At 69.6% G+C, this 22,033-nt stretch carries 15 protein-coding genes; 8 read left to right on the top strand and 7 right to left on the bottom strand.

Going from position 1 to position 22,033, the window contains the following annotated elements; all coding sequences use genetic code 11:
* Positions 1-33 precede the first annotated feature (33 nt).
* Positions 34-1,002, top strand: a complete 969-nt coding sequence (locus tag KUD94_RS12605; RefSeq protein WP_218237537.1) for an SGNH/GDSL hydrolase family protein — start codon at positions 34-36, stop codon at positions 1,000-1,002.
* A gap of 71 nt (positions 1,003-1,073) precedes the next feature.
* On the opposite strand, the gene gap is transcribed toward KUD94_RS12605, so the two are convergent.
* The 3 genes from gap to KUD94_RS12590 are packed head-to-tail and all read right to left on the bottom strand — an operon-like array spanning position 1,074 to position 5,407.
* Positions 1,074-2,075 (bottom strand): type I glyceraldehyde-3-phosphate dehydrogenase, encoded by a 1,002-nt coding sequence (gene gap, locus KUD94_RS12600; protein ID WP_218237536.1) that lies wholly within the window; start codon positions 2,073-2,075, stop codon positions 1,074-1,076.
* A 26-nt stretch (positions 2,076-2,101) separates the two neighbouring features.
* Entirely contained in the window at positions 2,102-4,135 is a 2,034-nt protein-coding gene (gene tkt / locus KUD94_RS12595) for a transketolase (protein WP_218237535.1), read from the bottom strand.
* Positions 4,136-4,183: 48 nt separating this feature from the next.
* Positions 4,184-5,407, bottom strand: a complete 1,224-nt coding sequence (locus tag KUD94_RS12590) for a murein transglycosylase A (RefSeq protein WP_218237534.1) — start codon at positions 5,405-5,407, stop codon at positions 4,184-4,186.
* Here KUD94_RS12590 and KUD94_RS12585 point away from each other — a divergent pair.
* Both KUD94_RS12585 and KUD94_RS12580 read left to right on the top strand, forming a co-directional pair.
* On the top strand, positions 5,340-5,492 hold the full coding sequence (locus KUD94_RS12585; RefSeq protein ID WP_218237533.1) for a hypothetical protein: 153 nt from the start codon (positions 5,340-5,342) through the stop codon (positions 5,490-5,492). The two genes, KUD94_RS12590 and KUD94_RS12585, sit on opposite strands and share 68 nt — an antisense overlap.
* 18 nt (positions 5,493-5,510) lie before the next feature.
* A complete protein-coding gene (locus KUD94_RS12580) occupies positions 5,511-6,158 on the top strand; it encodes an OmpA family protein (protein WP_218237532.1) in 648 nt (215 codons plus the stop codon).
* A 10-nt stretch (positions 6,159-6,168) separates the two neighbouring features.
* Here the strand turns inward: KUD94_RS12580 and KUD94_RS12575 are convergent, their stop codons facing one another.
* Complete coding sequence (locus tag KUD94_RS12575) at positions 6,169-6,984, bottom strand: carbon-nitrogen hydrolase family protein (protein ID WP_218237531.1); 816 nt, start codon at positions 6,982-6,984, stop codon at positions 6,169-6,171.
* Positions 6,981-10,982 (bottom strand): YhdP family protein, encoded by a 4,002-nt coding sequence (locus KUD94_RS12570; protein WP_218237530.1) that lies wholly within the window; start codon positions 10,980-10,982, stop codon positions 6,981-6,983. Before KUD94_RS12570 ends, KUD94_RS12575 begins: the two co-directional genes overlap by 4 nt.
* A gap of 96 nt (positions 10,983-11,078) precedes the next feature.
* On the opposite strand from KUD94_RS12570, the gene glnE reads away from it, so the two are divergent.
* The 3 genes from glnE (at position 11,079) to KUD94_RS12555 (ending at position 18,225) form a co-directional block, all read left to right on the top strand.
* Positions 11,079-13,820 (top strand): bifunctional [glutamate--ammonia ligase]-adenylyl-L-tyrosine phosphorylase/[glutamate--ammonia-ligase] adenylyltransferase, encoded by a 2,742-nt coding sequence (gene glnE, locus KUD94_RS12565; protein ID WP_218237529.1) that lies wholly within the window; start codon positions 11,079-11,081, stop codon positions 13,818-13,820.
* Positions 13,821-14,010: 190 nt separating this feature from the next.
* On the top strand, positions 14,011-15,138 hold the full coding sequence (locus tag KUD94_RS12560) for an efflux RND transporter periplasmic adaptor subunit (protein WP_218237528.1): 1,128 nt from the start codon (positions 14,011-14,013) through the stop codon (positions 15,136-15,138).
* 3 nt (positions 15,139-15,141) lie between these two features.
* Positions 15,142-18,225 (top strand): efflux RND transporter permease subunit, encoded by a 3,084-nt coding sequence (locus KUD94_RS12555; protein ID WP_218237527.1) that lies wholly within the window; start codon positions 15,142-15,144, stop codon positions 18,223-18,225.
* Between the two features lie 427 nt (positions 18,226-18,652).
* Here KUD94_RS12555 and KUD94_RS12550 read toward each other — a convergent pair whose 3' ends face one another.
* Positions 18,653-19,273, bottom strand: coding sequence for a glutathione S-transferase N-terminal domain-containing protein (locus KUD94_RS12550; RefSeq protein ID WP_218237526.1), 621 nt, complete (start codon positions 19,271-19,273; stop codon positions 18,653-18,655).
* Positions 19,274-19,399: 126 nt separating this feature from the next.
* Here KUD94_RS12550 and purB point away from each other — a divergent pair, with 126 nt between their 5' ends.
* The gene (purB, locus tag KUD94_RS12545) at positions 19,400-20,779 is read left to right on the top strand and encodes an adenylosuccinate lyase (RefSeq protein ID WP_218237525.1); all 1,380 of its coding nucleotides are present in this window, start codon (positions 19,400-19,402) and stop codon (positions 20,777-20,779) included.
* A 131-nt stretch (positions 20,780-20,910) separates the two neighbouring features.
* A complete protein-coding gene (locus KUD94_RS12540) occupies positions 20,911-21,471 on the top strand; it encodes a YaeQ family protein (protein WP_218237524.1) in 561 nt (186 codons plus the stop codon).
* 9 nt (positions 21,472-21,480) lie between these two features.
* Here KUD94_RS12540 and KUD94_RS12535 read toward each other — a convergent pair whose 3' ends face one another.
* Positions 21,481-21,786 (bottom strand): DUF2007 domain-containing protein, encoded by a 306-nt coding sequence (locus tag KUD94_RS12535; RefSeq protein WP_218237523.1) that lies wholly within the window; start codon positions 21,784-21,786, stop codon positions 21,481-21,483.
* Positions 21,787-22,033: the final 247 nt, after the last annotated feature.

The following is a 22,033-nucleotide window of genomic DNA, read 5'->3' as shown; positions in this document are numbered from 1 at the left end:
CACTCGACTTCCAAACCTTCGGAGAATCACCCCATGCCAGCATTCTGGTTGCGTCGCACCGTGCTCGTCCTGGCCTGCGCATCGACCGCCTGGCTTGCCGCCTGCGGCTCCAGCGTGGAGAAAGCCTTTCAACCCCAGCGCCTGATCGCCTTCGGCGACAGCATGGCCTACCTCGGGAATGCAGCCGGCCAGGGGCGCTACACGGTCAACGACGGCAGCGTGAACAACTGGACGCTGCAGGTGGCGCAGCGCTACAACCGCCCGCTCGCGCCGAGCGCCGCCGGCGGCCTGAGCTTTGCCCAGGGCAATGCGCGCGTCAGCGCCAAGCCCGACGCCGCTGGCAACCCGGCCACCGCCACCGTGGTCGAGCAGGTGGACCAGTTCTTTGCCACGCAAAGCGTGCAGCCGGGCGACATGGTGATGCTCAGCGCCGGCACGGCCGACCTGATCGTGGGCATGCGCGCGGTGCTCGCCGGCAGCCAGAGCCAGGCGCAATACCTGGCGCAGGCAGGCCAGGCCGGCGCCGACTTGGCCGCACAGGTGCAGCGCCTGTACGACGCCGGCATGCATGTGGTGGTGGCGGGCGTGTACCGCCTCGGGCGCACGCCCTGGGCCAGCGCCCTGGGCCAGGAAGCGCTGCTCACCAGCGCGAGCGACGAATTCAACAAGCAGTTGCTGCTGAAGATCGAGCCGCTGGGCGAGCGCGTGCGCTACATCGAGATGGCCGGCTACGTGAACCCGATCAACGACACCTACCACCGTCCCTGGAACTACATCGGCTTTGCCAACAGCAAAGACCCGGTGTGCGCATCGGTGGACCCGGGCGCCGGCATAGGCACGGGACCCAACCAGGTCAATTCGGCGCTGTGCACCAGCGCCACCTTGGTGCCGGGCGCCGACGTGAACGCCTACGAATTCGCCGACCAGGTCTATGTCTCGCCGGCCTCGCAGCGTCAGCTGGGCGAGCACGCCTACAACGACGTGCTGCGCGAAACCTGGTAGACGGGCGCGCGCCGCGCGAGCATGAAAAAACGCACCCGAGGGTGCGTTTTTTCATGGCTGGCGCAGGCGCTTCAGCGGGCGTGCATCACGCGCACCATCTCCAGGCACTTGTTGGAATAGCCCCATTCGTTGTCGTACCAGGCCACGAGCTTGACGAAGTTGTCGTCCAGCGCGATGCCGGCGTCGGCGTCAAAGATCGAGGTGCGCGCGTCGCCGCGGAAGTCCGTGGCCACCACCTTGTCCTCGGTGTAGCCGAGCACGCCCTTGAGCGCGCCCTGCGACTGCGCCTTCATCTCGGCCTTGATCTCGTCGTAGCTCGCGCTCTTGTCCAGCTCCACGGTGAGGTCGACCACCGAGACGTTGGAAGTGGGCACGCGAAAGCTCATGCCGGTGAGTTTCTTGTTGAGTTCGGGAATCACCTTGCCCACCGCCTTGGCCGCGCCGGTGCTGCTGGGGATGATGTTTTCCAGAATGCCGCGCCCGCCGCGCCAGTCCTTGTTGCTCGGGCCGTCCACGGTCTTTTGCGTGGCCGTTGCCGCGTGCACCGTGGTCATCAGGCCGCGCTTGATGCCCCACTTTTCGTTGAGCACCTTGGCCACGGGCGCAAGGCAATTGGTAGTGCACGAGGCGTTGGAGGCGATCGCCTGGCCGGCGTAGGTCTTGTCGTTCACGCCGAAGACGAACATCGGCGTGTCGTCCTTGGAGGGCGCGGACATCAAGACCTTCCTGGCGCCGGCGTCGATGTGCTTTTGCGCCAGTTCCGCGGTCAGAAAGAGGCCGGTCGATTCGATCACGATCTCGGCGCCGACCTCGCCCCAGTTGAGCTTGGCCGGGTCCTTCTCGGCGCTCAGGCGGATCTTCTTGCCGTTGACGCTCAAGGTATTGCCTTCGACGGAGACGTCGCCGTCAAAGCGCCCGTGCACGCTGTCGTGCTTGAGCATGTAGGCAAGATAGTCGGGCTCGAGCAGGTCGTTGATGCCCACGACCTCGATGTCCGGAAAGTTCTGCACCGCCGCGCGCAGCACGTTGCGGCCGATGCGCCCAAAACCATTGATGCCAATCTTGATCGTCATTGCACTTCTCCTGGAGCCATTGAAAACTATTTGCGCCTGAGCGCCGCCTGCACCGTGGCCGCGACGTTCTCGGCGGTAAAGCCGAAGTACGGCAGCAGCACCTTGGCCGGCGCCGACTCGCCAAAGCGGTCTATGCCGACCACCGCCGCGCAGCCGTACTTCCACCAGCCTTCGCTCACGCCCATCTCCACCGCGATGCGCGGCAGGCCCTCGGGCAGCACCAGCTTCTTGTATTTGAGACTTTCACGGTCAAAAGTGGTGTTGCTCGGCATGGATACGACGCGAACAGCTATTCTTTTTTCTGCCAGCAACTTCTGTGCCGCCAGCGCCAGGGACACCTCGGAGCCGGTAGCGATGATCACCGCCTGCGCCGCCTTCTTCAGGCCCGCATCCTGCGGCTCGGCCAGAATGTAGGCGCCGCGCGAGATGTCGCCGACCGCCTTCTTGGGCAGATAGGGCAGGTTCTGGCGGCTGAGCAGCAGCGCCGTCGGGCGGCTCGCGTTGCTCAGCGCCACGCTCCAGGCGACCGCCGTCTCGGCCGTGTCGGCCGGGCGCCAGACGTCCAGGCCCGGAATCAGGCGCAGGCTGGCCGCGTGCTCCACCGCCTGATGGGTCGGGCCATCTTCGCCCAGACCGATGGAGTCGTGCGTGAAGACGTGCACCACGCGCTGCTTCATCAGCGCCGCCATGCGCAGCGCATTGCGGCTGTAGTCGGAAAACGTCAGGAAGGTGCCGCCGTAGGGGATGAAGCCGCCGTGCAGCGCGATGCCGTTCATGATCGCGGCCATGCCGAACTCGCGCACACCGTAGTTGATGTGCCGCCCCGTGCGGCCCTCGGCGTCGCGCGCGACGGCGCCCGACTTGTCAAAGCGCAGTTGCGGCGTGCTGGCGGTGTGCGTGAGGTTGGAGCCGGTCAGGTCGGCGCTGCCGCCCAGCAGCTCGGGGATCTTCGCGGTGAAGGCCTCGAGCGTGATCTGGCTGGCCTTGCGGCTGGCCACGCTCTGCGCCTCGGCGTGCGCCTGGACCACCGCATCGACCGCGGTCTGGGCAAAGCTCTTGGGCAGCTCGCCCGCCATGCGCCGGCTGAACTCGGCCGCCAGTTCCGGCCAGGCCTTGGCATAGGCGGCAAAGCGCTTGTCCCAGGCGCTCTGGGCCTTGGCGCCGGCGCGCCGGGCGTCCCAGTCGGCATAGACGCGCCGGGGAATTTCAAACGGCGCGTGCTTCCAACCCAGCGCCGCGCGCGTGAGGGCGATCTCCTCGCTGCCCAGCGGCTCGCCGTGGGCCTTGGCGGTGTTGGCGCGGTTGGGGCTGCCCTTGCCGATGTGCGTCTTGCAGATGATGAGCGTGGGGCGGTCGGTTTCCTCGCGCGCCTGGGCGATGGCCGCGGCCACGATGTCGCTGTTGTGCCCGTCGACCGGGCCGATCACGTTCCACTGGTAGGCGTTGAAGCGCTGGGCCACGTCGTCCACATACCAAGGGCTGACCCGGCCGTCGATGCTGATGCCGTTGTCGTCGTACAGCGCGATCAGCTTGCTCAGCTTCCAGGCGCCGGCAAGCGCGCAGGCTTCGTGGCTGATGCCTTCCATGAGGCAGCCATCGCCCAGGAAGACATAGGTGTGGTGGTCCACGATGGCATGGCCTTCGCGGTTGAATTCGGCGGCCAGCAGTTTTTCCGCCAGCGCCATGCCGACCGCATTGGCCAGGCCCTGGCCCAGCGGCCCGGTGGTGGTTTCCACGCCCGGCGTCACGCCCACTTCGGGGTGGCCGGCGGTCTTGCTGTGCAGCTGGCGAAAGTTCTTGATCTCCTCGATCGGCAGCGCGTAGCCCGTCAGGTGCAAGAGCGCATACAGCAGCATGGAGCCGTGCCCGTTGGAGAGCACGAAGCGGTCGCGGTTGGCCCAGTGCGGGTCGGCCGGGTTGTGGCGCAGGTGCCGGCCCCACAATGCCACCGCCATGTCCGCCATGCCCATGGGCGCGCCCGGGTGGCCCGAATTGGCAAGTTGAACGGCATCCATCGCGAGCGCGCGTATCGCGTTCGCCATCAGCTGGGCATTGGCCATGGGGAAAAGAAGCGCAAGACTGCGCGCAATTGCGGTAAACCCGGCATTTTACTGGCGCGGCCAAAGCGCCCACAGGCGAAGGTTTTGCTTGAGCCGCCCGGCGAGCTCGCCCGCCGCCTCGCCCGAGCCGGCGAAATAATCGGCCCGCACCGCGCCGACGATGGCGCTGCCGGTGTCCTGCGCCATCACCAGGCGCGCCAGGTGGGCACTCGGCCCGTCGCTGGCCAGCCAGACCGGCGTGCCGTAAGGGATGCTGTTTCTGTCGACCGCAATCGAGCGCCCGGGCGTGAGCGGCACGCCCTGGGCGCCACGCGGACCGGCCTCGGCGGTGAGCGCGTCGAGCGGCTCCTCGCGAAAGAAGACGTAGCGCGGATTGGCCCAGAGCATCTCCTGCACGCGCGCCGGGTTGGCCTGCGCCCAGGCGCTGATGCCCGGCCAGGTGGCGTCGCGCACCAGGCCGCGCTCCAGCAGCCATTTGCCCACGCTCTGGTAGGGCTGGTTGTTGGTGCCGGCAAAGGCCACGCGCACCAGCCGCGTGCTGCCGTCGGCCTCCTGCAGGCGCAGGCGCCCCGTGCCCTGGATGTGCAGCACCAGCGCCTCTATCGGATCGCGCAGCCAGGCAATCACGCGGGGGGCCAGCCGGGCCTGCACCTCGGGCAGGGTTTCGATCTGCTCGCGCGTATACCAGGGCTGCCTGGCCGGCAGGCCGGGCGGCGGCGCGTACAGCGGCACCTCATAGCCATTGCCGCGCACGCGCGCGGCCTGCAGCTCGGGCTCGAAATAGCTGGTGAGCAGGCCGTTGGCGTTGCCGTCCGCCGCCTCGATGCGGTAGGGGCGCAGGCGCTCTTGCATCCAGGCGCGCTGCTCTTCTTCACTGGCGATCGACAGGCGCCGGGCTTCGGGGCACAGCGGCGCAAACGCCGGCGCCGGGCGCTCGCAATTGCGCAGCCAGGCATCCCAGGCTTCGTGCAGTGGGTCTTCCTGCCAGCCGGGCAGCTCCTCCCAACTGGCGGGCACCCAGCGGCTGCGGTACTGGCTCAGGGTGCCGGGCACCGCGAGCGGCCCGCCCAGCGGGCCGAGCTGCACCGGCGCGCCCGCCTCGGGCGGCACGCCAGCGGGCGCCGGCGCGGGCGCGCGGCTCGCACATCCGGCCAGCACTCCTACAATGAAGGCGACGATGACTTGACGCACTGGGCTGGGCAACATGTTGCTGATTTTCCTTGAAGCCATGCTGGCACTGGCACTGTTTTTGCTGCTGATCTGGTGGACCATGTTTTCCGGGCGCAAGCGCGGTGAACTGCGCCGCGACGACGACCCTGGCCCGAACGCCCCGTCGCCGCCTGAAGACGAAAAGTAGCAGGAAAGGAAGCACACCATGCGTCATACCCGAATCATCACCGCGCTCGCCGCCGCAGCCATGCTCGCCGGCTGTGCCAACATGAGCGATACCCAACGCCACACCGCCACCGGGGCCGGCATAGGCGCGCTGGGCGGCGCCGCCCTGGGCGCCGTCGCCGGCGGCTCCGTGGGCACGGGCGCCGTGGTGGGCGCGGGCCTGGGCGCGCTCGGCGGCTATGTCTGGTCGCAGCACATGGAGCAGCAAAAGCGCGACATGCAGAGCGCCACCCGCGGCACCGGCGTGGCGGTGACGCAGACCGCGGACAACCAGCTCAAGCTCGACATCCCGAGCGACATCTCCTTTGCCAGCGGCCGCGCCGACATCGAGCCCAACTTCCGCCCGGTGCTCGAGCGCTTCGCGCAGAGCCTGCGCGCCAACCCGGCGACGGAAGTGCGCATCATCGGCCACACCGACTCCACCGGCTCGGACGCGATCAACGACCCGCTGTCGCTGCAGCGTGCGATCAGCGCGCGCAATTTCCTGGCCGACCGCGGTGTCGATCCGGCGCGCATCCAGGTGGCGGGGCGCGGCTCCTACGAACCGATTGCGAGCAACGACAGCGCCGAAGGCCGTGCGCGCAACCGCCGCGTGGAGATCTACGTGGGCGAGCGCCAGCGCGGTTGAGCGCGGCGGACTACAGCACCCGATGGCGCAGCGCGGGCAACTGGCCGCGCACTTGCGCCAGGCGCGCCGCGTCCAGCTCGGCCACGACCACGGCCGGCCCTTCGGCGTGCTGCGCGAGCACCTCGCCCCAGGGGTCGACCACCATGCTATGGCCCCAGGTGCGCCGGCCGTTTTGGTGCTGGCCGCCCTGGGCCGCGGCAAGGACGTAAGCCTGATTTTCAATCGCCCGCGCGCGCAGCAGCAGCTCCCAATGGGCGCGTCCCGTGGTCCAGGTGAAAGCGCTGGGCACGAGCAGCAGCTCGCAGCCGCCGGCGGCATGCGCCCGGTAGAGCTCGGGAAAGCGCAAGTCGTAGCAGACGGACAAGCCCACGCGCCAGCGGCTGCCGTCGCGCGCGGTGAGCGCGAACCGCACCGGCGCGCTGCCCGGCGCAATGGTGCGCGCCTCGTCGAACTGCTCGGCCGCGCGGTCGAGCACGAACAGATGGACCTTGTCGTAGCGCGCCACCTGCCGCCCCTGCGGATCGAACACCAGTGAGCTGTTGCGCACCCGCCCCGGTTCGCTGCCGCGCAGCGCCAGCGTGCCGCCCACCAGCCAGACGCCGTGCTCGCGCGCGCTCTGCGCAAGCCAGCGCTGGATAGGCCCGTCGCCCGGCGTTTCGGCCAGCGCCAGTTTGTCGGTGTCGCGCATGCCCATGGCGGCGAAGTACTCGGGCAGCACCAGCAGCTCGGCACCCGCGCGCGCCGCCTGCGCGATCAAGGCGCGCGCCTGGGCGAAGTTGTCCTCGGGTGCAACGCCCGAAACCATCTGCAGGGCTGCGACCTTCACGGCTGCTCCTCCTTGTGCGTTGCGGTGCCATCCGCGCCCGAGCGTAGCGCACGCACTTGCGGCTCGCTCCAGGTGCCTTCGATCTGGAATTCGCGCGTGGCGGCCTTCACCAGCCGGTCACCCAGCACGAACTGCGCAAGAAAGCTGCCCAGGCCCAGCACCGGGTTGATGGCCGTGGCCACGAGCGAGGCGGTGAGGGTGTTGAGCTCGGGCACGACCACCACATGCAGATTCTGGGTCTCGTGCGCGATGTCTGCCGTGCCTTCCATCAGCACGGCGGCGTTCACCCCCTTCATCTGCAGGTTGTTGGTGCGCGCCACGCCTTGTTCGATCTGCAGGTCGGCGCGCACGAAATCGAAGGAAAAACCGGCGCTGAAGACGTCGCGAAAATCCAGCGAAAAGCGCCGCGGCAGCGCCTGCAGGCTGAGCACGCCGAGCAGCTTGGACAGGCCGGGATCGGCCTTGAGGAACTGGCCGGACTGCATGTCCAGCTTCATCTCGCCGGTCATGCTCGCATAGTCGGGCGCCACCGGCGGGCCGAGCCAGCCTATGCTCCCTTGCAGTTCGCCCGCGCCACGGCGCAGGACGCCAGGCATGCCCAGGCGCGCGAGCAGCTCGCCCGAATCGCGCAGCTTGAGCTCGAACTTGAGCACCGTGCGCCGGCGCGCGTCGGGCCCGGCGTGGCCCAGCAGCGCCCAGTTGCCGCTGGAGCTGAAGCTCGCCTCGGGCATCTCCAGATTGAGGCGCGACAGCCGCCATTCACGCTGGCCATCGCCGGTGTTGCGGTTGACCGCCTGCAGATCGAGCTGGCCCAGATGGTGTCCGTGCAGCTCGAAGTCCTGCACCTGCACGTCGAGCGCCGGCAGCTCGCCCGCGTCGGCGTCGAGCAGCCTGTCCATGTGCGCCTGCTCGGCCTTGGGCCAGGACAGACGCGCCAGGCGTGCGCGCACCAGGCCCTGGGGCTGGGCGGCGTCGGGCGCCTGGTAGGCGAGCTGGCCTTGCAGCTCGCGCGCCGTGAGTTCGGCATTCCAGCTCTCGCCGCGCGCGCGGGCATGGGCGCTGAGTTCGTGCAGCTGGCGCTGGCGCACGGTGAGCGTGCCCACTTGCAGTTCGAGCGTGTCGGGCTGCCAGGGCGAGCGCGCCGGCCTGCTGCCGCCCGCGGCGCTCGCCTCCAGCGCCTCCCAGGCGTCCAGGTCGAGCGCATCCAGCCGCACCAGCGCGTGCACGCCGCTCTCGCCCGCTACCGCCTTGCCGCCGCCGAGCACCACCTGGCCGGCGAGCACCTGCGGCGCCCGATCGGCGGCAGCGGGCTTTTGCAGATAGCTGAGCGAAAGCCGCTCGCCAAGCTCAAGCTGCAGCTGCTCACGCAACTCGCCGCCGGCGGCGCTCGCCGTGCTGATGCGGTTTTCATAGCGCAGCGCCAGCGGCTGCTCTGCGGTTTTGCCCAGCGGCGCCGGCAAATCAAGGGCCATGCCGGCAAGATCCGAAGTGAGCCGCACTTCGGGCAGGCCGTGGTGCATGCCCAGCGCCAGCTGGTAGTCGGCGCTGCCCTGCAGGCGCGCGGCCAGCCGTGCCAGCAGGCCGCCGGGCTCGGCCGCGGCGTGCAGGCCGGCGCTGCTCGCTCGGCCGCGCGCCTGCAATTGCAGTTGCGGCTCGCCGCCGCCGGGCGCTGGCTGCAGGCCGCCGGTCAGTTGCAGCTCGCCGCCCAGCGCCTGGGCGCGCACCTGTTCAAGCGTGAAGCCGCGCTCGGAAAAGGCCACCGCGCCGTGCAGCTGCGTGAGCAGCGGCGCGCCCGGTGCGGGGCGCAGCTCATTGCCCGCCAGCGCGATCCGGCCTTCGACCCGGCTGCGCTGCAAGGCGGCAATCGGCAGGCGCAGCTTGAGCTGCAAGGCGGCTTCGCCGCGCGCCTGCATCTGGTCGAGCGCGCCCTCGGTCAAGTCGGCCACTTGCGAGCCGCGCACAAAGGCGAGCATCTCGGCCAGCGGCCCCTGCACCTCGCCTTGCACCTGCAACTGCGGGCTCTGCAGATCGGGGATGCGCGCATCGACCTGCAACACCTTCAGACGCGGGCGGCCCTGCACCTGGCCGGCCGCGCCGTCGACGCGCATGCTGGCGCGGTCGAACACCAGCATGCCCGACAGGCCGCTGAGCGCGGGCCAGGGCTTGTCGCCCGGCGTCTGCAGGGCGCGTGGCACGTACACCAGCGTGGCGTCCCGGATGCGCGCGGCAATGTGGAATTCCCCTGCTTCGCCGTTGGCAAAGGGCAGGTCGGCAAGATCGCCGCGCACCCGGAAGTTCACCTCCTTGCTGGCGCCTGCGGTGATGGCGTCGCGCACATAGTGGCGCGCCTCGGCGTCCACCGCCAGCGGCAGGTAGCGGTGTACGCGCGTGCCGTCGGCGCGCACCAGCGTGCCCGACAGGTCGAGCATGCCGGGCAGGCGCGGCTGCGCACCCTCGCCGGTGCGCCAGTGCAGGCGCGCGCGGCCCTCGGCGTCGGCGTTGGCAAAGCGCAGGTTCTCGCTGTCCACGCGGATGTGCTCGCCCTCGATCTGCCAGCGCACCGAAGCCTGCAGACTCTGCAGCGGCACGCAGGGGTCTTCGAACACGCCGGGCAGCAGCAACTGGCCGTCGCGAATGTCGAGCTCGGCGCTGCCGCCGGTCTGGCTCAGCTCGAAGCTGCCGCTGGCGCCGCGCAGCCCGAAGACCTTGGGCGCGCAGCCGCCCGCTCCGCCCTGGCCCAGCGCCAGGTCCGAGGCGCGGCCGCGCACGGCGTAGGCCGACACCGCATCGTCCTGCCCCTGCCATTGCGCCTGCAAGTCGTGGATGCGGCCTTCGGGGCCGTATTGCGCAAGCGCCTCGCGCAGCGCTGCCTCAAGCGGCAGTCGCTCGGCGATGCGCGCCAGCAGCGCCAGGTCCAGCAGCTCGGCGTGCAGGCGCTGCTGGCGCTGCGCACCCTGGCCTTGCACGCGCCAGGACAGCGCCTTGCTCTGCCAGGCAAGGCCGTCGCTGGTGCGCACGCGCAGGTTTTCGGCGCCCAGCTGCAGGCCGTCTTCCAGCGGCTCGGCCACGGCGCGCAGCGCCAGCTCTTGCAGCGCCAGCGGCTGCAGGGCGCGGGCCCATTGCACCTGCGCGCGGCGCAGCGCCAGGTCGGTGACGACGCGGGCCACACGCCCCTGCTGCACGTCGGCCCAGGCGCGCAGCGCGCCGCGTCCGTCCTGCACCTGCACGCCCTGCAGATCAAGGTAGGGCGCGAGGCGCACCAGGTCGACCTCGGGCAGCTCGGCATACCACTGGCCGCTCCAGCGGCTCCAGGCCTTGCCCAGCGGGTCCCACAAGGGCTCTTGCAGGCGCGCGCGCAGCGAAAACCGCGCGCCCCAGTGCGCCGGCGGCGTTGCGTCCAGACGCAGCGCATGCCGCCAGGCACCGCCGCGCAGTACCAGGTCGACGTCGCTGAGCTCGACCACGGGCAATGCGCGTTGCTCGTCGAGCCATTCGAGCCGGCCTCCGCGCACCACCACCTCGCTTTGCGACAGCAGCCAGTCCAGCACCGAACCCTCGCCCGAGTCTTGCGTGAGCGGCAGGCCTGCGACGAACACCTGGCCCTGGGCATCGCGGCGCAGTTGCAGCGCGGGCGCCTGCACATAGAGCTGGCTCAGGCCCAGGCGCAGCAGCGAGCGCGGCGACAGCGCAATGAGCACGCGCGGCAGCTGCAGCGCCTGACGGCCCTGGGCGTCCAGCAGTTGCACGCCTTGCAGCTCCAGCGTGGGCAGCACGCCTTCGCTGTGCGCAAGCAGCCTGTCCACCCGAACCGGCAAACCCAGCGCCTTCTGGGCCTGTTGCTGCAGCAGCGGACGCCAATCATCGATACGCGGCACAATCCACCAATGCAACGTCGCCCATGCCAGCGCGAGCAGCAGCCAGAACGCCAGCAAAATTCCCAGGGCCCATCGCGCCGTGCTCGCCAGATATCTCAGCCAACGGGGAGAATGTGTGGGCACGCCTCGGTCACGACATCGGATTGCAGTGTCAGGAATTATGACCCGCACCAGTGAATCCGAAGGGGCGCTTGCGCGCTGTCACGGGGGCGCCTGAACATGAGCACCTCGCCACAGACCACGGTCCACACCGCTGGTCTTGCCGCCCATTCGCGCCTGTACCAGCGCCTGCACCGGCGCTATGCCGAGGTCTGGACCCTGTTGGCGCCCGGTCTGCCCGACCGCGCCGCCATGGCCGCCTGCTGCGACGCGCTGCAGGCACGGGGGCAAGACCTCGCGGGGGCGCTGCGCGTGCTGCGCCAGCTGGTGGTCGAGCGCCTGATGGTGCTCGACTGCGAACGCCAGGCGCCGCTGGAAGACATCTGCACCGCCCTCACCACGCTGGCCGAGCTGGCGCTGGACCGCGCCTGCCTGCAGGTACGCGAGCAGCTCGACGCGCAACATGGCGCACCGCTGGACGCCGCGGGCGAAGTGGCCCAGCTCTGGGTCGTGGGCATGGGCAAGCTCGGCGCGCGCGAGCTCAACGTCTCCAGCGACATCGACCTGATCTGCATCTATGAAAGCGACGGCGAAACCGCCGGCCTGGCCGACGGGCGCGGGCGCATCTCCAACCACGAATACTTTGTGCAGGCGGTGCGGCGCATCAGCGCGCTGATTGGCGAGCAGACGCAGGACGGCTTCGTCTTTCGCGTCGATCTGGCGCTGCGCCCGCACGGCAACTCCGGGCCGCTGGCGATGTCGCTTGCGGCGCTGCAGGACTATCTGCGGCTGCAGGGGCGTGAATGGGAGCGTTTTGCCTGGCTCAAGAGCCGCGTGGTCGCGCCCACGGCCTGCATCGCTTCGCCCAACGTGCAGGCGCTGCGCCAGGTGGTGCTGCCCTTCGTGTTCCGGCGTTACCTGGACTATGCGGTGTTCGATGCGCTGCGCGTGCTGCACCGCCAGATCCGCCAGGAAGCGCAGCGCCGCTGCGCCGGCCACCCCGAGCGCGCCAACGACGTCAAGCTCTCGCGCGGCGGCATACGCGAAATCGAATTCACCGTGCAACTGGTGCAGGTGGTGCGCGGCGGGCAATTCCCCGAGCTGCGCTGCCGCCCGACGCTGGAGGCGTTGCAGCGCCTGGCGCGCGCCGGCCTGATGCCGCAGGAAAGCAGCGAGGCGCTGGCCCAGGCCTACGTCTTCCTGCGCCAGGTCGAGCACCGCATCCAGTACCTGGACGACCAGCAGACCCATGTGCTGCCCACGCAAGACCACGACCTGGGCTGGATCGCGCACACCATGGGCATGGGCAGTTGCGAATTCCTGCGCGAGCTCGACGCCCACCGCGAGCGCGTGGCGCACGAGTTCGACGCGCTCCTGGGCGGGCCCGAGAAGAAAACCTGCTCAGGCCCGGGCTGCCGCCAGCGCGAGGAGCCGCCGGCCGACTGGAACGCGGTGATCGAAGCCCAGCCGGCCACCGTGGGGCGGCGCATGCAGGACTGGCACCAGCAGCCGCGCGTGCGCCAGCTCAGCGACAAGTCCACCGAGCGGCTGATGCGCATCCTGCGCCAGGCGGGGCAATGGCTGACCGAGGGCGGCGCCACCGAAGAGGGGGCGCTGCGCCTGCTGGACTGGCTGGAGCAGCTGCTGCGCCGCGAAAGCTATCTGGCGCTGCTGGTCGAGCGCCCGCTGGTGCTGCGCCGCCTGCTCACGCTGCTGGGCGCGGCGCGCTGGCCGGCGCGCTACCTGCAGCAGCACCCGGGCGTGATCGACGAACTGGCCAGCGAGGCCTTGTTCGTCGAGCGTTTTGACGCCAGCGCCTTCACGCGCGAGCTGCAGGAGCGGCGCGCCTCGCTGCGCTCCACCGGCGAAGACGACGAGGAAACCCTGCTCAATCTGCTGCGCCGCGCGCACCACGCCGAGGTGTTTCGCACCCTGGCGCGCGACGTGGACCGACGGCTGACGGTGGAAGAGGTGGCCGACGACTTGTCGCTGCTGGCCGACAGCGTGCTGGCCGTGACCACCCAGTGGTGCTGGGAGCTGTTCAAGGGCCGCCACCGCGAGCGCCCGCAGTTGTCCATCATTGGCTACGGCAAGCTCGGCGGCAAGGAACTGGGCTATGGCAGCGACCTGGACCTGGTGTTTGCCTACGACGACACGGACGACAAGGCGGCGGAGATCTACCCCGCCTTCGTGCGCAAGCTGCTGTCCTGGTTGACGGTGAAAACCGGCGAGGGCGACCTGTTCGAGATCGACACCCAGCTGCGCCCCAACGGCAATTCCGGCCTGCTCGTCACCTCGTTTGACGCCTATGCCGCCTACCAGCAGCAGCGCGGCAGCAACACCGCCTGGACCTGGGAGCATCAGGCGATGACGCGCGCGCGCTGCGTGCTCGGCTCGCCCGTGCTGCGCGAGCGCTTTGACGCCATCCGCGAGGCGGTGATCACCGCACCGCGCGACCTGGTGCAGCTGGCCAGCGAGATCATCGCCATGCGCGAGCGCCTGCACGGCGCCCACCGCGGACACCCCGCGCTGTTTGACGTCAAGCACAGCCGCGGCGGCATGGTGGACGTGGAGTTTGCCGTGCAATACCTGGTGCTCGCCCACTCGCGCGAGCACCCCGAACTGCGCGAGAACAAGGGCAACATCGGCCTGCTCGAACGCGCCGAGCAGGCCGGGCTGCTGCCCGCGGGCGTCGGCCATGCAGCGGCCAATGCCTACCGCCAGTTGCGCCAGATGCAGCACCGCGCACGGCTCAACGAGGAAGCCACGCGCGTCGCGCCCGACCTGCTGGCGATGGAGCGCCACACCGTGCTGGCGCTCTGGGACGCGACCTTTGCTGCGGTGCAGCATCAGCCCCTCTAGCATCCGCCCGAACCTGCCCGGCGCGCAAGGCCCGGTCACCGCGCTTGCCGGCATCACGCCGCGCGGCGTGCTTGCCCCGGCGAGCGCGGTGCAGAACGCGGAGGCGGACGGGGCGACAGCCTGCCGGGCTGCGCGGCAACCCGCATGCGGCTTGCATGCGACACTAGCGGTTTTGCATTTTTTGCCGCCCATGCCGCCCTCCCTGTTCCCAGCGATCGCCCTGCTCGCCGCGCTTGGCTGTCGCGCGAGCCTGGCGCAAGACGCCCCGCCGAAAGCCCAGCCGGCGCTGACGGTGACCACCACCACCGCCGAGCGCACCGAGCTGACCGCGCACTTTTCTGCCAACGGCAACATTGCCGCCTGGCAGGAGGCGAGCATAGGCGCCGAGATCGGCGGCCTGCGCATTGCCGAGGTGCTGGTCAACGTGGGCGATGTGGTGCGCAAGGGCCAAGTGCTGGCGCGCTTTGCCACCGACCTGGTGCAGGGCGACGTGGCGCAGGCGCGCGCGGCCGTGCAGCAGGCCGAAGCGGCGGTGGCCGAAGCCCGCGCCAATGCCGAGCGCGCCCGCGCGCTGGCCGGCAGCGGCGCGATGAGCCAGCAGCAGATACAGCAATACGCCACCGCCGAGCAGAGCGCGCTGGCCAGCGTGGCCTCGGCCAAGGCGCAGCTGGGCACGCAGCAGCTGCGCCTGGCGCACACCGAGGTGCGCGCGCCCGACGCCGGCGTGATCTCGGCGCGCGGCGCCACGGTGGGCGCGGTGGTGGGCGCGGGCACCGAGCTCTTTCGCATGGTGCGCCAGGGGCGTCTGGAGTGGCGCGCCGAGGTCGGCGCCGCCGACCTGGCGCTGCTCACGCCTGGCGTGCGCGCCCTGGTCAGCACCCCGGGCGGCGGCCAGGTGCAGGGCAAGGTGCGCATGCTGGGCCCGACGGTAGACGTGGCCACGCGCAACGCCTTGGTCTATGTGGACTTGCCGCCCGACCCGCGCCTGCGCGCCGGCATGTACGCAAGCGGCCGCTTCGTGCTCGGCGAGCGGCAGACGCTGACGGTGCCGCTCGCCTCCGTGGTGGTGCGCGACGGCTTTCCGAGCGTCTTCGAGCTGCAGGGCAGCGACCACGTGATCCTCAAGCGCGTGCACACCGGCCAGCGCAGCGGCGAGCGCGTGGAAATCACCGAAGGGCTGCAAGAGGGCGCGCGCATCGTACAGCGCGGCGGCACCTTCCTGAACGACGGCGACCTGGTGCGGGTGGTGCAGGAATCTGAACAAAATCCGGCCCAAACGCCCGCCAACAAAGCGCAAGCAGCTACAAAAACAAAGTAAGCCATGAACGTTTCCGCCTGGGCCATACGCAACCCCGTGCCAGCGGCGATGGCCTTCGTGCTGCTGACGCTGGCAGGGCTGCTGTCCTTCAGTTCGATGAAGGTGCAGAACTTCCCGGACATGGACCTGCCGGTGGTCATCGTCACTGCCGCCCTGCCCGGCGCAGCGCCCGAGCAGCTGGAGAGCAACGTCGCGCAGCGGCTGGAAAACGCGATTGCGACGACGCAAGGGCTCAAGCACATCACCAGCACGCTGACCGACGGCATGGTCAGCATCGCCGCCGAATACGTGCTGGAAAAGCCCGGCCAGGAGGCGGTGGACGACGTGCGCACCGCCGTCGCCCGGGTGCGCGCCGACCTGCCGGCCGACGTGCGCGACCCGGTCATCGCCAAGTTCGACTTGAACAGCCAGCCCATCCTCGCCTACGCGATCGCTTCGAGCCGCTGGGACGACGAGACCCTGTCCTGGTTCGTCGACGACACGCTGCAGCGGCGCCTGCTGGCGGTGCCCGGCGTGGGTGCGGTAGCGCGCGTGGGCGGCGTCACGCGCGAGGTGCGGGTGCTGCTCGATCCGCTCAAGCTGCAGGCGCTGGGCGCGACGGCCGCCGATGTCTCGCGCCAGCTGCGCATGGTGCAGTTGGAAAGCGCCGGCGGGCGCACCGACCTGGGCAGCAACGAGCAGCCCGTGCGCACCCTGGCCACGGTGCGCACCGCCGAGGAAATCGCCGCGCTGCAGATCCCGCTGGCGGGCGGGCGCACGGTGCGCCTGGACCAGCTTGCCAGCGTACAGGACACCCACGCCGAGCCCCGCGCCGCCGCGCTGCTGGGCGAGAGCAAGGTGATCGGCTTTGAGGTCTCGCGCAGCAAGGGCGCAAGCGAAGTGGAGGTGGGCGCGGGCGTGCAACAGGTGCTGCGCCAGCTCGAGGCCGACTACCCGCACCTGCAACTGACCAAGACGGTGGACTTCGTGGACATCGCGCAGGAGGAGTACGACAGCTCCATGCGCCTGCTCTACGAAGGTGCTGCTCTGGCGGTGGTGGTGGTGTGGCTCTTTTTGCGTTCGTTTCGTGCCACGCTGATCTCGGCGGTGGCGCTGCCGTTGTCCATGATTCCGGCCTTCGTGGGCATGCACTACCTGGGCTTTTCCATCAACATCCTGACGCTGCTGGCGCTGTCGCTGGTGGTCGGCATCCTGGTGGACGACGCCATCGTCGAGGTGGAGAACATCGTGCGCCACCAGGGCATGGGCAAGAGCCCCTACCAGGCGGCGATGGAGGCGGCCGACGAGATCGGTCTGGCAGTGGTCGCCACTACCTTCACGCTGATCGCAGTGTTCCTGCCTACGGCCTTCATGAGCGGCATTCCCGGGCGCTTTTTCAAGCAGTTCGGCTGGACGGCGGCGCTGGCGGTGTTCGCCTCGCTCGTCGTCGCGCGCATGCTCACGCCCATGATGTGCGCTTACCTGCTCAAGCCGGTCAAGCAGGCGCACCGCGAGCCGCGCTGGCTCACCGCCTACATGCATGCGGTGGGCTGGTGCCTGCACCACCGCTTCACCACGCTGGTGCTGGCGCTGCTGTTCTTCATTGGCTCGCTCGCGCTGATTCCGCTGCTGCCCTCGGGCTTCATGCCGGCGGACAACAACGCCCAGACCCAGGTGAATCTGGAGCTGCCCCCGGGCACGCTGCTGCCCGAGACCGAGGCCCTGGTCATCGAAGCCACGCGCCGAGCCATGCAGGTCGGGCACATCGAAACCATCTACAGCACCATAGGCGGGGGCAGCGCTGGCGCCGACCCCGCCACCGGCGCCGGTGCGGCCGACCCGCGCAAGGCCACGCTCACGCTGCGCATGACGCCGCGCGGCGAACGCCCGACCAAGCAGGTAATGGAAGAGCGCCTGCGCGCCGCCATGGCCGACCTGCCCGGCGCGCGCGTGCGCGTGGGCCTGGGCGGCTCCAACGACAAATACATGATGACGCTCTCCAGCGACGACCCGGCCGCGCTGGACCGCAGCGCGCGCGAGGTGGAGCGCGGCATACGCACCATCGCCGGCATTGGCGGCGTCACCTCCACCGCGAGCCTGGTGCGCCCCGAGATCTACGTGCAGCCCGACTTTGCCCGCGCGGCCGATCTGGGCGTGACCAGCGCCGCAATCGCCGAAACCCTGCGCGTGGCCACCGTCGGAGACTACGAGCAGAATCTGGCCAAGCTCAACGTGGCCCAGCGCCAGGTGCCCATCGTGGTGCGCCTCGATGACGCGGCGCGCGAAGACCTCTCGGTGCTCGAGCGCCTCCAGGTGCCGGGGCAAAAGGGCCCGGTGCGCCTGGGCGAGGTGGCCACGCTCAGCCTCTCGGGCGGGCCGGCGGTGATTCGCCGCTACGACCGCGCGCGCAACGTGCGCTTCGAGATCGAGCTGGGCAGCCGCGGCCTGGGCGAGGTCACGCAGGCGGTGCGCGAGCTGCCCGCCATCCAGAACATGCCCGCCAGCGTGCGGCTGGTGGACGTGGGCGATGCGGAGATGATGACCGAGCTGTTCGGCAGCTTCGGCATTGCCATGCTCACCGGCGTGGTCTGCATCTACATCGTGCTGGTCACGCTGTTCAAGGATTTGCTGCAGCCCTTCACCATCCTGGTGGCCTTGCCGCTGTCGCTGGGCGGGGCCTTCGTCGCGCTGCTGCTCGCGCACCAGAGCTTTTCCATGCCCTCGCTGATCGGGCTGGTGATGCTCATGGGCATTGCCACCAAGAATTCCATCCTGCTGGTGGAGTACGCCATCACCGCCCAGCGCGAGCAGGGCATGGAGCGGCTCGCGGCACTGCTGGATGCCTGCCACAAGCGCGCCCGCCCCATCATCATGACCACGCTGGCCATGGGCGCTGGCATGGCCCCGGTGGCGCTGGGCCTGGGCGATGCGGACATGAGCTTTCGCTCGCCCATGGCGATGGCGGTGATCGGCGGCCTGCTGACGTCGACCGTGCTCAGTCTTCTGGTGGTGCCTGCGGTGTTCACCTACGTGGACGACTTCGAGCGCTGGATCGCGCGCGGCCTGCACCGCGCCAAAGCCGACCCCGGCGCCGCCGCTCCGCGCTGAGGTGTGCTTACTACGCCTGGCGCGCCGGCCGCAGGCTGGGCGCAAAGGCGCGCGCAAGGCCGGCTGCAGCAAGGCCGCGCGGCCCCGGCCGGAGTCCGCGGACCGCGGGCGAAACTGTCGCCCTCGTGACTTCTGAAACCTGTGCGAAACAAATATTCCCCACGTGCGCGTGGAACTTTGGCTTTTTGCCCCGCTCCCAGAACAGGACAGCGGCAGAGCAGGTTCTGCAGTAGCATCACACGGACGAATCTGACGTTTTACAGTTGCGAAGCCTTCCGGCAACCCGGTTGAAATCCTGAGGCGGCCTCTCCTCCCTCCCTCTCTTCCTTCGTTTCAGGGCGCTTCGCGGCTTTTTTATGCGCACACAAGGCGCGCCTTCACCTGTTGAAGGCGCGCCTTGTGGTTTGTGGCGCGGCTTGCGCGCGCCTCAGGCCAGGCGCGGCAGGGTTTCGGCAAAACTTGCGCGCTCGGCCAGCTTGTCGTGCAGCCGCGCCAGATGGGGGTGGGCGCCGCGCCAATCGATCTCGGGCAGGCGAAACGCAAGCCAGCCCAGCGCGCAGCCCACGGCGATGTCGGCCAGGCTCAGGTGGATGCCGACGCAAAACGGCTTCTCGCCGAGGCCCTGCTCCAGCGCCTGCAGGCTGGCGCGCACCTTGGCGAGCTGGCGCTCGCGCCAGGCGCTGCTGCGCTCGCCCGGCGCGCGTCCCGGCCAGTTCGCCTCCAGCCAGGCGAGCACGCCGGCATCGAGCACGCCGTCGGCCAGCGCCTCCCATGTCTTGACCTCGGCGCGTTCGCGCCCCGACGCGGGTATCAGCCGGCCCACGGGCGAGAGCGTGTCCAGGTACTCCACGATCACGCGCGAGTCGAACATCGCATCACCCCCGTCCAGCAGCAGGCAGGGCACCTTGCCCAGCGGGTTGGAATCGGCAATGCGGGTGTCCTCGGACCAGACATTGTCCAGTTCGAACTGGCAATCGAGCTTCTTCTCGGCCAGCACCACACGCACCTTGCGCACGTAGGGGCTGGTCAGGGTTCCGATGAGCTTCATGGAAGGCCGCCGCCCGGCCGGGCAGAGCGCTGCTGTGATGGATGCAGACATTCTAGAGAGACTGCCCATGCCCCGGGGGCGCCGCGGGCAAGCTCGCCTCGGGGCCCGCTCCTACAATCGCCGCCCATGAAAACCTCTGCCCTGACCGCGCTGTCACCTCTGGACGGGCGCTACGCCGCCAAGCTCGCCCCCTTGCGCCCGCTGCTGAGCGAATACGGCTACATGCACCGGCGGGTGCAGGTGGAAGTCGCCTGGTTCATCGCCTTGTCGGACGCCGGTTTTGCCGAATTTGCTCCTCTTTCGGAAGCTGATCGCGCGTATCTGCAGGGCCTTGTGACCGGGTTTGATGAAGAAGACTGCGCCGCGATCAAGCAGTTGGAGAAAACCACCAACCACGACGTCAAGGCGGTCGAATACTGGATCAAGGCGCAGTTCCAGGGCCGCCCGGCGCTGGAGCAGGCGGCGGAGTTCGTGCACTTTGCCTGCACCAGCGAGGACATCAACAACACCAGCCATGCGCTGCAGCTCAAGAGCGCGCGCGACCAGGTGCTGCTGCCCGCGCTGCAAGCCATCATGGCCACGCTGCGCGCCATGGCGCACGAGTACGCCGATGTGCCCATGCTCAGCCGCACCCATGGCCAGACCGCCAGCCCGACCACCGTGGGCAAGGAGATCGCCAACGTGCTGGTGCGCCTGCAGACGGCCGGCGAGCGCATCGCCGGCGTGCGGCCCCTGGGCAAGATGAACGGCGCAGTCGGCAACTACAACGCCCATCTTGCGGCCTGGCCGGACTTCGACTGGGAGGCCTTTGCCCGCCGCGTGGTCGAGTCGCCCGAGCCTGAAGGTCTGGGCCTGGCCTTTCAGCCCTGGTCCATACAGATCGAGCCACACGACTGGATGGCCGAGCTGTTTGACGCCATCGCCCGCGCCAACATCATCCTGATCGACTTTTCGCGCGACGTCTGGGGCTATGTGAGCCTGGGCTACTTCAAGCAAAAGCTCAAGGAGGGCGAAATCGGCTCGTCCACCATGCCGCACAAGGTCAACCCGATCGACTTCGAGAACGCCGAAGGCAATCTGGGCCTGGCCAACGCGCTCTTGCGCCATCTGGCGGAAAAACTCCCCATCAGCCGTTGGCAGCGCGACTTGACCGACTCCACCGTGCTGCGCAACATCGGCGTGGCGCTGGGCCATGCGGTGCTGGCCTATGGCTCGCTGGCCACCGGCCTGGCCAAGCTGGAGCTCAACGAAGAGCGCCTGACGCAAGACCTGGAGCACGCCTGGGAGGTGCTGGCCGAACCCATCCAGACCGTGATGCGCCGCTACGGCGTGCCTGGCGCCTACGAAAAGCTCAAGGCCGTCACGCGCGGCAAGAGCGTCGACGCCCAGGCGCTGCATGCGCTGATCGCCGGCCTGGACATCCCGCGCGCCGACAAGGACAGGCTGCTGGCCCTGACGCCCGCCAGCTACATCGGCAAGGCGGCCGAGCTGGCGCGCCGGGCCTGATGCCCGCTTCTTCCACCGCCGGGGGAAGGCCGGGATCGGGGCCGGCCCGTCTACCGGCTCCGGGTGCGGCGGCGCGCCGTGCCCCACCCCCGCCGGCGAGGGCGTGAAACCAGCGCGCAGCAGCTTGTCCCATGGCACTCAAATCCACCATCTTCAAGGCACAACTGGCCGTGGCCGACATCGACCACGGCTACTACGCCGACCATGCGCTGACCCTGGCGCGCCACCCGAGCGAAACCGACGAACGCATGATGGTGCGCCTGGCCGCGCTGGCGCTGCAGGCGCACCAGTTGCAGGAGCTGTGCGGCGGCGACGGGCAGCTGGGCTTTGGCGCCGGCCTGTCCAACCCGGACGAGCCCGACGTGCTGCTGCGCGACTTCACCGGCCGCACCCGGCTGTGGCTGGAGGTGGGCCAGCCCGAGGAAAAACCGCTGCTCAAGGCCTGCAGCCAGGCCGACGCGGTGCTGGTCTACGCCTACCAGGGCGCCGCCGACATCTGGTGGCGCGCGATGGGGCCGAAGCTCGCGCGCCTGGCCAAGCTGCAGGTCTGGCGCCTGCCCGATGCGCCAGCGCGCGAGCTGGCCAGCCTGGCCGAACGCAACATGAGCCTGCAGGCGACCGTGCAGGAGGGCGTGCTCACCCTGGGCAACGCCCGGGCCAGCGTGATGCTGGAGCCGCTGCGCTGGCAGTAGGCGCGGCCTTCAGCGCGGCATCAGCGCGCCGCAGTTCCAGCACTGCTCAAAGCCGCCCTCCACCATCTCGCCGCAGGAGGGGCAGCACCAGCGCCGCTGGGGCAGGCGGCGCAGCTCGGCCAGCAGCGCGCGCGCCTGGGGCAGGTGCTCGGCGTGTTCCAGCCAGATCTCGGGCAGGCATTCGCTGGGCGGCAACTGCCCGGCGGCCGAACTCAGGTACTGGCGCTGCACCGTCGCGGCAAAACCCGCCTCGCACAGCAGATCGCGCCAGACGGTGGCGATCGCGATGTTCGGGGCTTGGGTCAGGCGCTGCATGCGGTGAGCAATGGAGACGGTGATGCGGGCATCATAGGCCGCGCTGTGGTCTAATGCGCACCCTTCAAGGGGGAGTAGCTCCCCGCCCGCCGCGGCCTGTGCCGGCGCGGGCGGATGGCAGGGCCGTCATCACGAAGCGCGTTGCGCGCTTCCGGCCCGTCAGGCGCAGCAAGTGCGGCGCCGAGCAAGACCCTTGGGCCCCGGGGCGATCCGTGCCCGGCCCAAGGTGTCCGTGTGCGCAAGGCAC

The organism is Comamonas sp. NLF-1-9, from assembly GCF_019195435.1.
In the GTDB taxonomy this organism is placed as follows: Bacteria; Pseudomonadota; Gammaproteobacteria; order Burkholderiales; family Burkholderiaceae_C; genus Comamonas_C.
The sequence above is the reverse complement of the archived record's forward strand: the minus strand, read 5'-3'. Positions and strand labels throughout refer to the sequence as shown.